Source organism: Comamonas koreensis, assembly GCF_014076495.1.
In the GTDB taxonomy this organism is placed as follows: Bacteria; Pseudomonadota; Gammaproteobacteria; order Burkholderiales; family Burkholderiaceae_C; genus Comamonas; species Comamonas squillarum.
The window spans coordinates 1,566,582-1,580,808 of record NZ_CP043575.1 but is presented as its reverse complement, the minus strand read 5'-3'; the positions used below and the strand labels follow the sequence as shown (position 1 = coordinate 1,580,808).

The window sequence follows — 14,227 nt, the reverse complement described above, 5'->3', positions numbered from 1 at the left end:
GCCTATTGCCGGCAATAGCCAGCAGATGGCGAGGCGCTAGCGCCCGCGCAGACCACACAGGCCTTTCGCCGCCGCTATGATAGCGGGCATGCTCTCTCCCGCCTTTGCCGCAGCCAGCACCAGCCCCATCGGCTGGGCACTGGCCATTGCTGCAGCTATTGCCTACGCCATTCCCGCACTTGCGGCCCGACGCCTGCAGGAGCCCAGCGCGCGGCTGGGCTTGCGCGCGGCCTGGGCCTTGCACCTGGCGGCCATCGCCTGGAGCCTGATCGGTGACATGCCCCACTTCGGCTTTGCGCCGGCGCTGTCCGTCACCGCCTGGCTGGTGCTGACGGTGTATGTGGTCGAGCAGCAGCTCTACCCGCAGCTGCGCTCACGCTGGCCACTGTCGGCCATGGGTTGCATCGCGGTCCTGCTGGCCGGCGTCTACCCCGGCAGCCCTTTGCATGTGAATGCCTCGCCCTGGCTGCCGCTGCACCTGGCGCTGGGCATTGCCTCCTATGGCCTGTTTGCCGCAGCCGTCGTGCATGCCGCACTGATGACCCGGGCCGAGCGCCAGATGCGCCAGGATGGCAGCCACGACGGCGGCCTGCCGCTGCTGGCGCTGGAGCGCCTGACCTTCCGCTTTGTCACGGCCGGCTTCATCCTGCTGTCCGCAACCTTGCTGGCCGGCTGGTGGTTTGGCGAGGCGCTGTACGGCAAGGCCTGGGTCTGGAACCACAAGTCGGTGTTCTCGCTGCTCGCCTGGTTGACCTTTGCCGTGCTGCTGGTGGGCCGCAAGCGCTTTGGCTGGCGCGGGCAGCGCGCCGTCAACATGCTCTATGTGGGCGCCACCTTGCTGCTGCTGGCCTACGTGGGCTCGCGCTTTGTCCTTGAAGTCATCTTGAAACACTGAGCTGCCATGAAGTATTTGCTGGTATTGCTGGTGCTGGCCGTGGGCTGGCACATGTGGCGCAGCCAACGGGTCAAGAACGCGCCGCCGCCACCGCCCAAAAAAGGCCTGGGCAAGCCTGAGCCCATGGTGCACTGCGCGCACTGCGGCGTGCACCTGCCGCAGTCCGATGCCATCGGCTACCAGGGCGCGCATTACTGCTCGCAAGCCCATCTCGCCCAGGCGCTGCCGCCTGGCCAGCGCTAGGCTTTGGGCATCGCCACGATGGCCGCGCTGGCGTTGATGGAAACCCCCTTCAAGCGCCTGTGGCGCGGCTACCTGGTGGCCCGCGTCTTCGTGGCCCTGCTGCTGGCTCTGGGGGCCATGGCCATCACGCCGGCGCAATCGGGCCCCTTGCTGTCGCAGCTGGCGCTGCTGGCCGCCTATGGCATCTCGGCCATGCTGTATGCCGCGCTCAGCCACCAGCCGCCACCGCAGCGCCGCGTCTACGCCTGGCTGCCCACGATCGGCATGGATCTGCTGCTGATCTCGCTGCTGGAAGTGACCAAAACCGGCACCTACACCTTGACGCCGATGTTCGGCCTGGCGGTGCTGTTTGCCGGGACCCTGGGTGGCTGGCTGGTGACCTTGGGCAGCTGCGCCTATATCACGATTTTCCTGATTGTCGAGTCGCTGAGTTTTCGCCTGTCGGTGTTTGACCCCGATGGCACGCAGAACACCGTGCAGGCCGGGCTCGCCGGAGCGGCCTATTTTCTGGTGGGCATTCTCGTGCGGCTGCTCGCCTCGCGGGTGGAGCGCGAGACCTTGCAGGGCCTGCGCAATGCCGCTGCGGCCAACCAGCAAGAGCAAATCAATGCGCTCATCTTGCAGAACCTGCCCGATGGCGTGCTGGTGGCCGATCAGGCCTTGCAGGTGCGTATTGCCAACCCGGCCGCCATGACCTTGCTGGGTCACCCTCACCTGCCACTGGCGCTGGCGCAGCTGCCCGCCTGGCGCGGTGTGGTCGAGCAGGTCACCCAGACCTTTGCAGAGCAAAAGCCCTTCTCGCAAGACCTGGCGCTGACCGCGCCGCAGATGGCCCCCATTGGCCTGCATGTGCGCACCTGGCTGACCCACCCGCTGCCCACCTTCGGCAACATTGGCAGCAATGACAATGACCCGCTGTGCCTGGTGTTCTTGCATGACCTGCGTGAGATAGAGGCGCGGCTGCGCACCGAGAAAATGGCGGCAATGGGGCGTATGTCCGCGGCCGTGGCCCATGAAATCCGCAACCCGCTGACGGCCATCACCCAGGCCAATGCGCTGCTCGATGAGGAGCTGACCGACCCGGGCCAGAAGCGCCTGACCTACATGGTCGAGCAAAATGCCCAGCGCCTGGGCCGCATTGCCGAAGATATTCTGGACATTGCCCGCGTACATAACCAGATCCAGCCCGGCGATGGCGACTCCATTGCCCTCAATGAGACCGTGCTGCACATCTGCCATGACTGGATGGCGCTGGCCCCCGCCGCCCACACCGTGGCGCTGTCGCTCAGTGCCGAGGACAGCCTGGTGGCCTTTGATACCGGACACCTGCGCCAGCTGCTCTACAACCTGCTCAACAACGGCCAGCGCTACCGCCGGGACTGTGCAGACTCCTTGCGTGTCAGCACGCACAGCAGCCTGACGGGCACCACCACCTTGGTCGTGTGGAGCGATGGCGCGCCCATCGAGCCGACCATCGAAAAGCATCTGTTCGAGCCCTTCTTCTCCTCCGAGAGCCGATCGAGCGGCCTGGGCCTGTACATCTGCCGCGAGCTGTGCACCCGCCATGGCGCTATGATCCGCTATGAAAGGCAGAGCGCAGCGCTGCCCGAGCTGGCACAGGGCAATGCCTTCATAGTGCAGTTTCGCCGGGCCGCCAGCCCCGCGCATCCCCAGCAGACTGATTTGATCCACCAGGCATGAGTTTTGAAAACACCACTGTTCTGGTCGTGGACGATGAGCCCGACCTCAGAACCCTTTATGAGCTGACCTTGCTGCGCGAAGGCTACCGGGTCTACACGGCCGGCTCGGTGCAGGAAGCGCGCGCCCAGCTGCAGCAGCGCCGCTTCGAGATTCTGATCACCGACATGCGCCTGCCCGATGGCCTGGGCATGGAGCTGCTGCAGGACCTGCGCAGCCAGGGCCGCAGCGAGCGCGCCATCGTCATGACCGCCTATGGCTCGGCCGACAATGCCGTCGCGGCCCTGCGCGAAGGCGCGTTTGACTACCTGACCAAGCCGGTGGACCTCAAGCAGTTTCGCCAGGTGGTGGCGTCCGCCTGCCAGGGGCTGCAGGATGCCGCTGCGCTGGCCCCGGCGCAGTCCGCTTTTCAAGCGGCGCCGCAGCCCGGCACGCCCACCCGGCCTGCCCCCCCGGCCCAGCGCGAATTGATCGGCCCGTCGCTGGTGATGCAGCAGGTGCGCGAGCGCATTGCCAAGGTGGCCGGCAGCATGGCGCCCATTTTGGTGCGCGGCGAATCGGGCACCGGCAAGGAGCTGGTGGCCCAGTCCTTGCACCGCAACAGCCAGCGGGCCAGCGGGCCGATGGTGGCCGTCAACTGCGGCGCCATCCCCGAGAACCTGCTCGAAGCGGAGTTCTTTGGTGCCCGCAAAGGCGCCTACACCGGCGCGAACCAGGACCGCGAAGGCTTTTTCCAGGCAGCCCATGGTGGCACCCTCTTCCTCGATGAAATCGGCGAGCTGCCGCTGTCGATGCAGGCCAAGCTCTTGCGTGCGATCCAGGAGCGCAAGGTGCGGCCCCTGGGCTCGCAACAGGAAGAAGCGGTCGATGTGCGCATCGTCAGTGCCACCCACCGCGACCTGGCGGCCGACGTGCAGACCGGGCGCTTTCGCCAGGACTTGTACTACCGGCTCAACGTCATTGACATCTTCATCCCGCCGCTGCGCGAGCGCCGCGAAGATGTGCCTGCGCTGTGCCAGGCGCTGCTCGAGCGCATCGCCAGCGAGAGCGGCCAGCCGGTGCCCCAGCTCAGCGCCCAGGCGCTGCACACCTTGGCAGGCCATGCACTGCCGGGCAATGTGCGCGAGCTGGAAAACCTGTTGCTGCGCTCGGTCGCCTTGAGCGATGGCGCGTTTCTGGATGTGGAGCCGGCCCGGGCCGATGCCGCGCATCCGGCGCCCGTGCACAGCCAGGCTGCAGAGCCGGCCCCTGCCTATGAGCAGCCCACGCCCGCGCCAAAGGCCGCAGCCGTCGCGCCTCAGCGCCTCCACGGCTTTGCGCCGCCACAGGATCTGCCCGCCGATCTGCAGGCCTGGCTCGATGGCATCGAGCGCGACATCCTCGTGCGCGCGCTGCAGGAGTTTGGCTTTAACCGCACCGCAGCGGCCAACCGCCTGGGCATCAGCCTGCGCCAGATCCGCTACCGCATGGAGCGGCTGCAGATCCATGACCCCAGCGATGGGGTGCAGCCCTAGGGGCCCAACGCCATGCCCCAAGATCTGCCCGAGACGCCGCCCGGCGCCCCCGCTCCCCACGCTGCCACCGCGCCGCAAGCTGCGCTCTGGCAAAAAGGCTGGCTGCGCACGGCCACGCACTGCCCCTCGCCCAATTACAGTCCCCGGCCCGAGGGGGCATGCATCGATCTGGTGGTCGTCCACTCGATCAGCCTGCCGCCGGGCATCTACGGCACGGGGGATGTGCAGCGGCTCTTTACCAACCAGCTCGACTGGGATGCGCACCCCTACTTCCAGAGCATCCGGGGCCTGCAGGTGTCCTCGCATTTCTTCATCACGCGCCAAGGCGTGGTGTGGCAGTTTGTCAGCGCCGACCAGCGCGCCTGGCATGCCGGCCAGTCGTTCTGGCGCGGCCGGCCGCGCTGCAATGACGACTCCATCGGCATCGAGCTCGAAGGCCTGGAGGGCGAGACTTTCGAGCCCGCCCAGTACCACAGTCTGGTGCAGCTGTGCCAGCAGATCCGCGCCCAGTATGCGATCGCCTATATCGCCGGCCACGAACACATTGCGCCAGGCCGCAAGAACGACCCGGGCCCAGGATTTTTGTGGCCCCAGCTGCAGCAGGATCTGGCCTGGCCGGCATCCATGTTTCCTGCCTCACTGCATCTCTGAGAGCCAGCAACACCCCCCTTGATCGTCGTTGCCCCACCTTGCCCTACGCTTGTACGGCCTGCGGCGGTGTGCCTCGTTCCAACCGCAAACCGTTGGTTTGCTGGCCCGTATTGGCAGCTCTAAATCAGGCTATAGGCCAACCCTCTAAACAGCCTGCATTTTTCACGCATCCGCATGCAGCTGATGGCATGCGCACTTCAAAAACACAGCAATTTCCCCACATCTGAAAAATTTTTTTTCAGATGCAATGCCTAAGTTTTACGCAGGCTCTGCAACGCAGATGGCGCAGAAACACACGCACAGTGGTGGTTTGCAGGCGCAAACCACGACGCCATGCGCAGTAGCCGCCGTTTTGCTGCGCAGCATGGTCATCGGCACTACACACAAACCATGCATTGCGCCATACACTACAGGTAGTGTCCAGCGCTTAATAAAACACTATATGTAGTGTGAGGTGGTATCCAGCGGCTCAGTGATACCGGCATGCACAGCGCTGTTTCTCCGGCTTTTCACGCACCACAGAGAGGACATCATGAGCGCTGCTTCGCTTTCCGAGCAACGAGCCGCACCGGCCGCCAGCTCGCGCACCCTGGATGGATTTACCGTACTGCCGGACTACCAGATCATGCGGCGCAACGGAGCAGTCGTCCCTTTCGAGCCCCCCAAGATCACCACCGCCATCATGAAAGCGTTCCTGGCCGTGCATGGCAGCCAGGGCTCGGCATCGGCCAGTGTGCGCGAAGTGGTCGAGAACCTGACCCACACGGTGGTGCGCGCGCTGATGCGCTCGCGCCCGGGCGGCGGCACTTTCCATATCGAAGATGTGCAGGACCAGGTCGAGCTGGGCCTGATGCGCGGCGGCAACCATGAGGTGGCACGCGCCTATGTGCTGTACCGCGAGCGCCGCAACCAGGAGCGTGCCCAGCTCCAGGCCCAGCACACGCCGGCCCATGCCAGCTTGCATGTGCAGGACCGGGGCCAGCAGGTGGTGCTTGATGTCAAAAAACTCCATGACCGCATTGCCGCAGCCTGCCAGGGCCTGGGCCAGGACGTCGACCCCGCGCCCATCCTCAGCGAGACCCTGCGCAACCTCTATGACGGCGTCCACATGGACGAGGTGTTCAAGGCCTCCATTCTGGCTGCCCGCACCTTGATCGAAAAGGACCCGGACTACAGCTTTGTCACCGCGCGCCTGCTGCTGCACACCATCACGCGCGAAGTGATCGGCCAGGACGTCAGCAGTGCCGATATGGGCGCGGCCTACCGCAGCTACTTCCCCGGCTTTGTCGCGCAAGGGGTTGAGCACGAACTGCTCGCCCCCGAGATGCTGGACTTTGACCTGCACCGGCTGGCCGCCGCTCTCCAGCCCGAGCGTGATCTGCAGTTTGACTACCTGGGTCTGCAGACCCTGTACGACCGCTATTTTTTGCATGTACGCCAGCAGCGCATCGAGTTGCCCCAGGCCTTCTTCATGCGCGTGGCCATGGGCCTGGCGCTGAAGGAGGACGACCGCAATGCACGCGCCATCGCGTTCTATGACCTGCTCTCGTCCTTTGACTTCATGTCATCCACGCCCACCCTGTTCAACAGCGGCACCCTGCGCTCGCAGCTGTCGTCGTGTTACCTGACCACGGTGGCCGATGACCTGGGCGGCATCTACGATGCGATCCGCGAAAACGCCTTGCTGTCCAAGTTTGCCGGCGGTCTGGGCAATGACTGGACGCCGGTGCGTGCAATGGGCGCCCGCATCAAGGGCACCAATGGCGAGTCGCAAGGCGTGGTGCCCTTTCTCAAGGTGGTCAACGACACGGCCGTGGCCGTCAACCAGGGCGGCAAACGCAAGGGCGCCGTCTGCGCCTACCTGGAGACCTGGCATCTGGACATCGAGGAGTTTCTGGAGCTGCGCAAGAACACCGGCGATGACCGCCGCCGCACCCACGACATGAACACCGCCCACTGGATCCCCGATCTGTTCATGCAACGGGTCATGGAAAAAGGCATGTGGACCTTGTTCTCCCCCTCCGATGTGCCCGATCTGCATGACCGCTTTGGCCAGGATTTCGAGCGCGCCTATACCGCCTACGAAGCCCAGGCGGCCAGCGGCGCGCTGGCGCTGAGCAAGACCGTGCCCGCGGTCGATCTGTGGCGCAAGATGCTGTCGATGCTGTTCGAGACCGGCCACCCCTGGATCACCTTCAAGGATGCCTGCAACCTGCGCTCCCCACAGCAGCATGCCGGCGTCGTGCACTCGTCCAACCTCTGCACCGAGATCACGCTCAACACCAGCGACACGGAAACCGCCGTCTGCAACCTGGGCTCGGTCAACCTGGCACGCCACCTGAAGGACGACGGCCAAGGCGGCCTGGCGCTTGACCATGACAAGCTCAAGCGCACGATCGCCACGGCCATGCGCATGCTCGACAACGTCATCGACATCAACTACTACGCGGTGGGCAAGGCACGCGACTCCAACCTGCGCCACCGCCCGGTGGGCCTGGGCATCATGGCCTTTCAGGACAGCCTCTACCAATTGCACATCCCCTACGCCAGCGATGCGGCCGTGCAGTTTGCCGACACCTCGATGGAAGCCGTCTGCTACTACGCCTACTGGGCATCGACCGAGCTGGCGCGCGAGCGCGGCGTCTACAGCAGCTACCCCGGCTCGCTCTGGAGCCAAGGCATCTTGCCGCTGGACACACTGGACCTGCTCGCCCAGGCGCGCGGCCAGGCCGGCTATGTGCAGGTCGACCGCAGCATGCGCCTGGACTGGGAGGCGCTGCGCCGCAAGATCGCGCAGGACGGCATGCGCAACTCCAACTGCGTGGCCATTGCGCCCACCGCCACCATCTCCAACATCGTCGGTGTCGATGCCTCGATCGAGCCCTCGTTTGGCAACCTCTCGGTCAAGTCCAACCTCTCGGGCGAGTTCACCGTCATCAACCAGTACCTGGTGCGCGACCTCAAAGCGCTGGGCCTGTGGGACGATGTGATGGTCATGGACCTCAAGCATTTCGATGGCTCGCTGCGCCCCATCGACCGCGTGCCCCACGCACTCAAGGCCCTGTATGCGACAGCCTTTGAGGTCGACCCCGTCTGGTTGGTGGAAGCGGCCTCCCGGCGCCAGAAATGGATAGACCAGGCGCAAAGCCTCAATATCTATATGGCAGGGGCCTCGGGCAAGAAGCTCGACGATGCCTACAAGCTCGCCTGGGTGCGTGGCCTCAAGACCACCTACTACCTGCGCACCACCAGCGCCACGCAGGCCGAGAAATCCACCATCCAAAGCCGCGTGCTCAATGCCGTGCCCAGCAGCTATGCGTCGCCCGTCGCCCAGGCTGTCGCCCACGCCGCCGCTGCTGCATCGCAGTCCGCCGCGCCCGGCACCGACATCCGCTTTTGCGCCATCGATGACCCCGGCTGCGAAGCCTGCCAGTAAGAGCTGCTAACCGTCTGAACCTGGCCGCAGCCGCGGCCCCCACCAGGAGCATTCATTCATGTTGAGCTTTGAAGAAGATTCGATGGACGCGCTGGCCACACCAGCCGCGCCGGCCACCTCTGCGGCCTCGCCCTCTGCATCGCCTGCCGCATCCCCAGCCGCCACATTCAAGCGCGTCCATGCCGCCGACAAGCGAATCATCAACGCCAAGACCGATGTCAACCAGCTGGTGCCCTTCAAATACAAATGGGCCTGGGAGAAATACCTGGCCACCTGCGCCAACCACTGGATGCCTCAAGAAGTAAACATGACGCGCGACATCGCGCTGTGGAAATCGCCCCATGGCCTGACCGAGGACGAGCGCCGCATCGTCAAGCGCAACCTGGGCTTTTTCGTCACCGCCGATTCGCTGGCCGCCAACAACATTGTGCTGGGCACCTACCGCCACATCACTGCGCCGGAGTGCCGCCAGTTTCTGCTGCGCCAGGCCTTTGAAGAAGCCATCCACACGCATGCCTACCAGTACATCGTGGAGTCGCTGGGCTTGGATGAGGCCGAGATCTTCAACGCCTACAACGAGGTTCCCTCGATCCGCAACAAGGATGCGTTTCTGATCCCCTTCATCGAGGCGATCATGGACCCCCACTTCCAGACCGGCACGCCGCAGACCGACCAGACCTTGCTCAAAAGCCTGATCGTTTTTGCCTGCCTGATGGAGGGCCTGTTCTTCTATGTCGGCTTCACGCAGATCCTGGCGCTGGGCCGCCAGAACAAGATGACGGGCGCAGCCGAGCAGTACCAGTACATCCTGCGCGACGAGTCCATGCACTGCAACTTCGGCATCGACCTGATCAACCAGCTCAAGCTGGAGAACCCGCAGCTGTGGACCAGCGCGTTCAAGGACGAGATCAAGGCCTTGTTTATTCAGGCAGTCGAACTTGAATACCAATACGCCGAAGACACGATGCCAAGAGGTGTGCTGGGCATGAACGCATCGATGTTCAAAGGCTACCTGCGCTACATCGCCAACCGCCGCGCAACGCAGATCGGCCTGGATGCTTTGTACCCCAACGAGGACAACCCTTTCCCGTGGATGAGCGAGATGATCGACCTGAAAAAGGAGCGAAATTTCTTCGAGACACGGGTCATCGAATACCAGTCCGGTGGCGCGCTTTCCTGGGATTGACGCCGACCTTGATGTGCAAACCTCGTCAGAATGTGGTTTTCCTGAGAGAAAACTGTGAAATTTGGCGTCTTTATTGAGGTTTGCACTATGCCAGTTGCTAGCAGCTGATGCACAATTCAGTTTGCTATCAAAACTTCGTGTCGAATTCAATCAGGCATGAAGTCTGCTTTCTAAATTGACCGAAGGAGAAGAGCATGGCAACGTCCAAAGCAAGCAAGAAAACTGCTGACACCAAGGCAACTGCCAAGAAGGCAGTTGCAACCAAGGCAGCCGCCCCCAAGGCAGCTGCAAAGCCCAAGGCCGCTGCCAAGCCAGCCGCCACCAAGGCAGCGGCAAAGCCTGCTGCTAAGGCCGTCGCCAAAAAGGCCGCTGCTAAGCCAGCCGCCAAGAAGGCCGCCGCCAAGCCCGCAACCAAATCCACCGCAGCTGCCAAGACTGCCGTGAAGAAGGCCGCTGCTCCAGCTAAGAAGGCTGCAGCTCCTGCGAAGAAGGCTGCAGCTCCTGCGAAGAAGGCTGCCGCTCCTGCGAAGAAGGCTGCCACTCCTGCGAAGAAGGCTGCCACTCCTGCGAAGAAGGCTGCCACTCCTGCGAAGAAGGCTGCTGCTCCTGCCAAGAAGGCCGCAGCTCCCGCCAAGAAGGCTGCTGCTCCTGCGAAGAAGGCCGCAGCTCCTGCCAAGAAGGCCGCTGCTCCTGCCAAGAAGGCTGCAGCTCCAGCTAAGAAGGCGGCCGCTCCTGCGAAGAAGGCCGCTGCTCCAGCTAAGAAGGCTGCCGCTCCTGCCAAAAAGGCTGCAGCTCCCGCCAAGAAGGCCGCTGCTCCCGCCAAGAAGGCCGCTGCTCCTGCCAAGAAGGCTGCTGCTCCTGCCAAGGCTCCAGCTCCCGCCAAGAAGGCCGCTGCTCCTGCCAAGGCCCCTGCTGCCAAGGCTCCAGCACCTGCGAAGAAGGCTGCTCCCGCCAAGAAGGCTGCTGCTCCTGCCAAGGCCCCAGCTGCTGCGCCTGCTGCTGCAGAGCCTGTCAAGACCGTGCTCAGCACCAATGCGGCATGGCCTTTCCCAACCAACAGCCGCCCACAATAATTACCCCAAGCCGGGCAGCATGCCCGGGTGCCGCAAGGCACCGCTTGGCATCCAAGGCAACGCACAATGCGTTGCCTTTTTTTATGCCTGGTGTCCGCTGCTTGGTGCGCACAAAAAAGCCAATGACGCCGCAACAACCGCTCCCAGTTGCCACGGTCCAGAGCGCGCATCGTTGCCCACGCCTTCGATGGATGCGTCATCCAAGCCGGCTCGGTGAGCAAGGCAGCAGACGGGTCTGCCAGACAGTCCACCAGGACAGCGTCACAGCGCGAGGAAATCGCCCGCGACCAGCAGGTTCTTCATGCAGCCGCGCCATCGGCGATCGCAAATGCCAGACAATACAGGCTCATGAATGATGCCCTTCCCACACCGCCAGCGCTCTCGCAGGCAGCCACTGCAGAGATGGCACGCAAACCCAGTGCGGCCCGTCTGCGCAAGATTGACCTGATCCTGGGCTCGGCAGAGCGGCATTTCGCATTGCTGGGTTTTGAAGGTGCTCCGCTGGAGCAGATCGCGCAGGATGCCGGCTTTAGCCGCCACAACCTGCTGTACTACTACCCCAGCAAGGAGGCGCTGTACCAGGCCGTGCTGGCATCGGTGATCGACGACTGGCTGGGCCATATGACAGGCCTGTCCAAGGACGGCGACCCGGCCCAGCAGATCCGCCAGTACATCCGCGAGAAGTTCGAATTTGCACGCACCCGCCCTTATGGCAGCCAGCTGTTCACCAAGGAGATGATTGCTGGCGCGCCCTTTGCCGCCTCGGCCGTGCGCGAGCGCATCGCCCCGTTGCTGGCAGCCAATGTGGCAGCGTTTGCGCATTGGGCCGAACAAGGCCTGATTGCGCCCGTCAATTTCCAGCACCTGATGTTCAGCATCTGGGCCATCACCCAAGGCTATGTCGACCAGCAAACCCAGTTTGCGCTGCTGCAAAACAAGGCCGCGCTGGACGCGGGTGACTTCGCCCAGGCCGAGGCCTTGCTGGTGCAGATGCTGTCGGCCACGCTCAAGATCGAGCTGCCGGACTGACCCGGGGCATGCCGCCTCCAGGCCCATGCATGGAAGTTCCAGCTGCGGTGATCTGGCCCGGGCCCCCGTGCGGGCTTCGCAGCATGGGTGCGCTGCGCGGGATCGGCTGCCGCCATGAGATGCACCTCTTTCAATAGCAGCATCTTCAGTCCCCACCAGCGCTTTCGTGATTCTTGCGCAGAGGTATCGTGATCGGGCAGTGCCCCTGGATCGATTTTTTAGCCCCCGCAGTCTTGAACTGTCATCAAATGACCTTATTATTAGCACTCGAAGGGGTAGAGTGCTAAAACCACCACTTCTCAGACATTTTTGCGTATTTGGCGCGGCATCTGCCGGGCCATCTTTCATCAAAACCTGGTATTGATATTGAAGGAGTTGTTATGAACCTGCGTCCTCTGCACGATCGCGTGATCGTTAAGCGTCTGGAAAACGAAACCAAGACCGCTTCGGGCATCTACATCCCCGACAACGCTGCTGAAAAGCCAGACCAAGGCGAAGTGCTGGCCGTCGGCCCAGGCAAGAAGAACGACAAGGGCGAGTCCATCACCCTGGGTGTGAAGGTCGGCGACCGCGTGCTGTTCGGCAAGTACTCTGGCCAATCGGTCAAGGTGGACGGCAATGAACTGCTGGTGATGAAGGAAGAAGACCTCTTCGCCGTCGTCGAGAAATAAAGCTACTGCGCAGGCGCCAGGCGTCGTTGCGCGGTGCTCGCAATCCTCACGTACCCAAGTACGTTCCGGTTGCTGCGATCCGTGCGCCTAGCCTGACACCTGCTCGCTACGCTTTCTCTCCCGAGCATTCATTCTCATTTCAAGTTTTCAAGTATTTAGGAGCCAAAAATGGCAGCAAAAGACGTAGTATTCGGCGGTGAAGCACGTGCACGCATGGTTGAAGGCGTGAACATTCTGGCTAACGCAGTCAAAGTGACCCTGGGCCCCAAGGGCCGCAACGTGGTGCTCGAGCGTTCGTTCGGCGCCCCTACCGTGACCAAGGACGGTGTGTCCGTGGCCAAGGAAGTGGAACTCAAGGACAAGCTGCAGAACATGGGCGCCCAGCTCGTGAAGGAAGTGGCCTCCAAGACCAACGACATCGCTGGTGACGGCACCACGACCGCTACCGTGCTGGCCCAAGCCATCGTGCGCGAAGGCTCCAAGTACGTGGCCGCTGGTCTGAACCCGATGGATCTGAAGCGCGGCATCGACAAGGCTGTCGCCGCCCTGGTGGAAGAGCTCAAGAAGCAATCCAAGGCCACCACCACCTCCAAGGAAATCGCCCAAGTCGGCTCGATCTCCGCCAACTCCGACGAATCCGTGGGCAAGATCATTGCTGACGCGATGGACAAGGTCGGCAAGGAAGGCGTGATTACCGTGGAAGAAGGCAAGTCGCTGGACAACGAACTCGACGTCGTTGAAGGCATGCAGTTCGACCGCGGCTACCTGTCGCCCTACTTCATCAACAACCCAGAAAAGCAAGCCGCTATTTTGGACAACCCCTTCGTGCTGCTGTTCGACAAGAAGATCAGCAACATCCGTGACCTGCTGCCTACGCTCGAAGCTGTGGCCAAGGCCGGCCGTCCTCTGCTGATCATTGCAGAAGACGTCGAAGGCGAAGCACTGGCAACGCTGGTGGTCAACACCATCCGTGGCATCCTGAAGGTCGTGGCTGTGAAGGCTCCAGGCTTTGGCGATCGTCGCAAGGCCATGCTGGAAGACATCGCCATCCTGACCGGCGGCAAGGTGATCGCTGAAGAAGTGGGCCTGTCGCTGGAAAAGGTGACCCTGGAAGACCTGGGCCAAGCCCAACGCGTCGAAATCGGCAAGGAAAACACCACCATCATCGACGGTGCTGGCCAAGCTGCTGAAATCGAAGCCCGCGTCAAGCAAATCCGCGCTCAGATCGAAGAAGCCACGTCCGACTACGACCGTGAAAAGCTGCAAGAGCGCGTGGCCAAGCTGGCCGGCGGTGTTGCCGTGATCAAGGTGGGCGCTGCCACCGAAGTCGAGATGAAGGAAAAGAAGGCCCGCGTGGAAGACGCCCTGCACGCGACCCGCGCTGCGGTGGAAGAAGGCATCGTGGCCGGTGGTGGCGTGGCGCTGCTGCGTGCCAAGCAATCCGTGGGCGCGCTGGCTACCGGCAATGCCGAGCAAGACGCTGGTATCAAGCTGGTGATGAAGGCCATCGAAGCGCCTCTGCGCGAAATCGTGTCCAACGCTGGTGGCGAGCCATCGGTGGTGGTCGATGCCGTGCTCAAGGGCACGGGCAACTTCGGCTTCAACGCTGCCAACGACACCTACGGCGACATGCTGGAAATGGGTATCCTGGACCCAACGAAGGTGACCCGCACCGCGCTGCAAAACGCTGCGTCCGTGGCTTCGCTGCTGCTGACCACCGAGTGCATGATCGCTGAAGCCCCCAAGGCTGAATCCGCTCCTGCCATGCCCGACATGGGCGGCATGGGTGGTATGGGCGGCATGGGCATGTAATTGCCCCGGCTGTCATAGC

The 14,227-nt window shown here is 63.0% G+C and carries 11 protein-coding genes; all 11 read left to right on the top strand.

Features of this window, described 5'->3' with window-relative positions; genetic code table 11:
• Positions 1–88 precede the first annotated feature (88 nt).
• The gene (locus F0Q04_RS07080; protein WP_116924595.1) at positions 89–895 is read left to right on the top strand and encodes a cytochrome C assembly family protein; all 807 of its coding nucleotides are present in this window, start codon (positions 89–91) and stop codon (positions 893–895) included.
• Positions 896–901: 6 nt separating this feature from the next.
• Positions 902–1,138, top strand: coding sequence for a PP0621 family protein (locus tag F0Q04_RS07075; protein ID WP_116924594.1), 237 nt, complete (start codon positions 902–904; stop codon positions 1,136–1,138).
• Positions 1,139–1,141: 3 nt separating this feature from the next.
• A complete protein-coding gene (locus tag F0Q04_RS07070) occupies positions 1,142–2,839 on the top strand; it encodes an ATP-binding protein (RefSeq protein WP_232539536.1) in 1,698 nt (565 codons plus the stop codon).
• The gene (locus F0Q04_RS07065; RefSeq protein WP_116924593.1) at positions 2,836–4,350 is read left to right on the top strand and encodes a sigma-54-dependent transcriptional regulator; all 1,515 of its coding nucleotides are present in this window, start codon (positions 2,836–2,838) and stop codon (positions 4,348–4,350) included. The genes F0Q04_RS07070 and F0Q04_RS07065 overlap by 4 nt, the downstream gene beginning before the upstream one ends.
• A 12-nt stretch (positions 4,351–4,362) precedes the next feature.
• The gene (gene ampD, locus F0Q04_RS07060) at positions 4,363–5,001 is read left to right on the top strand and encodes a 1,6-anhydro-N-acetylmuramyl-L-alanine amidase AmpD (RefSeq protein ID WP_116924592.1); all 639 of its coding nucleotides are present in this window, start codon (positions 4,363–4,365) and stop codon (positions 4,999–5,001) included.
• Between the two features lie 532 nt (positions 5,002–5,533).
• Positions 5,534–8,437 (top strand): ribonucleoside-diphosphate reductase subunit alpha, encoded by a 2,904-nt coding sequence (locus F0Q04_RS07055; protein ID WP_182345045.1) that lies wholly within the window; start codon positions 5,534–5,536, stop codon positions 8,435–8,437.
• A 58-nt stretch (positions 8,438–8,495) separates the two neighbouring features.
• Positions 8,496–9,623, top strand: a complete 1,128-nt coding sequence (locus F0Q04_RS07050; protein ID WP_182345044.1) for a ribonucleotide-diphosphate reductase subunit beta — start codon at positions 8,496–8,498, stop codon at positions 9,621–9,623.
• Positions 9,624–9,817: 194 nt separating this feature from the next.
• Positions 9,818–10,696, top strand: a complete 879-nt coding sequence (locus tag F0Q04_RS07045; protein ID WP_182345043.1) for a hypothetical protein — start codon at positions 9,818–9,820, stop codon at positions 10,694–10,696.
• Between the two features lie 348 nt (positions 10,697–11,044).
• A complete protein-coding gene (locus F0Q04_RS07040; protein WP_232539535.1) occupies positions 11,045–11,725 on the top strand; it encodes a TetR family transcriptional regulator C-terminal domain-containing protein in 681 nt (226 codons plus the stop codon).
• Between the two features lie 380 nt (positions 11,726–12,105).
• Positions 12,106–12,396 carry a co-chaperone GroES gene (locus F0Q04_RS07035; protein ID WP_021025779.1) on the top strand — a complete coding sequence of 97 codons (291 nt, stop codon included), beginning with the start codon at positions 12,106–12,108 and terminating at the stop codon, positions 12,394–12,396.
• A gap of 168 nt (positions 12,397–12,564) precedes the next feature.
• Positions 12,565–14,208: a chaperonin GroEL gene (groL, locus tag F0Q04_RS07030; protein ID WP_116924589.1), complete on the top strand. Its 1,644-nt coding sequence runs from the start codon at positions 12,565–12,567 to the stop codon at positions 14,206–14,208.
• Positions 14,209–14,227: the final 19 nt, after the last annotated feature.

Coding starts and splice junctions, on each gene's coding strand:
- F0Q04_RS07080 (WP_116924595.1), top strand. CDS start 89: ATGCTCTCTCCCGCCTTTGCCGCAGCCAGCACCAGCCCCATCGGCTGG.
- F0Q04_RS07075 (WP_116924594.1), top strand. CDS start 902: ATGAAGTATTTGCTGGTATTGCTGGTGCTGGCCGTGGGCTGGCACATG.
- F0Q04_RS07065 (WP_116924593.1), top strand. CDS start 2,836: ATGAGTTTTGAAAACACCACTGTTCTGGTCGTGGACGATGAGCCCGAC.
- ampD (WP_116924592.1), top strand. CDS start 4,363: ATGCCCCAAGATCTGCCCGAGACGCCGCCCGGCGCCCCCGCTCCCCAC.
- F0Q04_RS07055 (WP_182345045.1), top strand. CDS start 5,534: ATGAGCGCTGCTTCGCTTTCCGAGCAACGAGCCGCACCGGCCGCCAGC.
- F0Q04_RS07050 (WP_182345044.1), top strand. CDS start 8,496: ATGTTGAGCTTTGAAGAAGATTCGATGGACGCGCTGGCCACACCAGCC.
- F0Q04_RS07045 (WP_182345043.1), top strand. CDS start 9,818: ATGGCAACGTCCAAAGCAAGCAAGAAAACTGCTGACACCAAGGCAACT.
- F0Q04_RS07040 (WP_232539535.1), top strand. CDS start 11,045: ATGAATGATGCCCTTCCCACACCGCCAGCGCTCTCGCAGGCAGCCACT.
- F0Q04_RS07035 (WP_021025779.1), top strand. CDS start 12,106: ATGAACCTGCGTCCTCTGCACGATCGCGTGATCGTTAAGCGTCTGGAA.
- groL (WP_116924589.1), top strand. CDS start 12,565: ATGGCAGCAAAAGACGTAGTATTCGGCGGTGAAGCACGTGCACGCATG.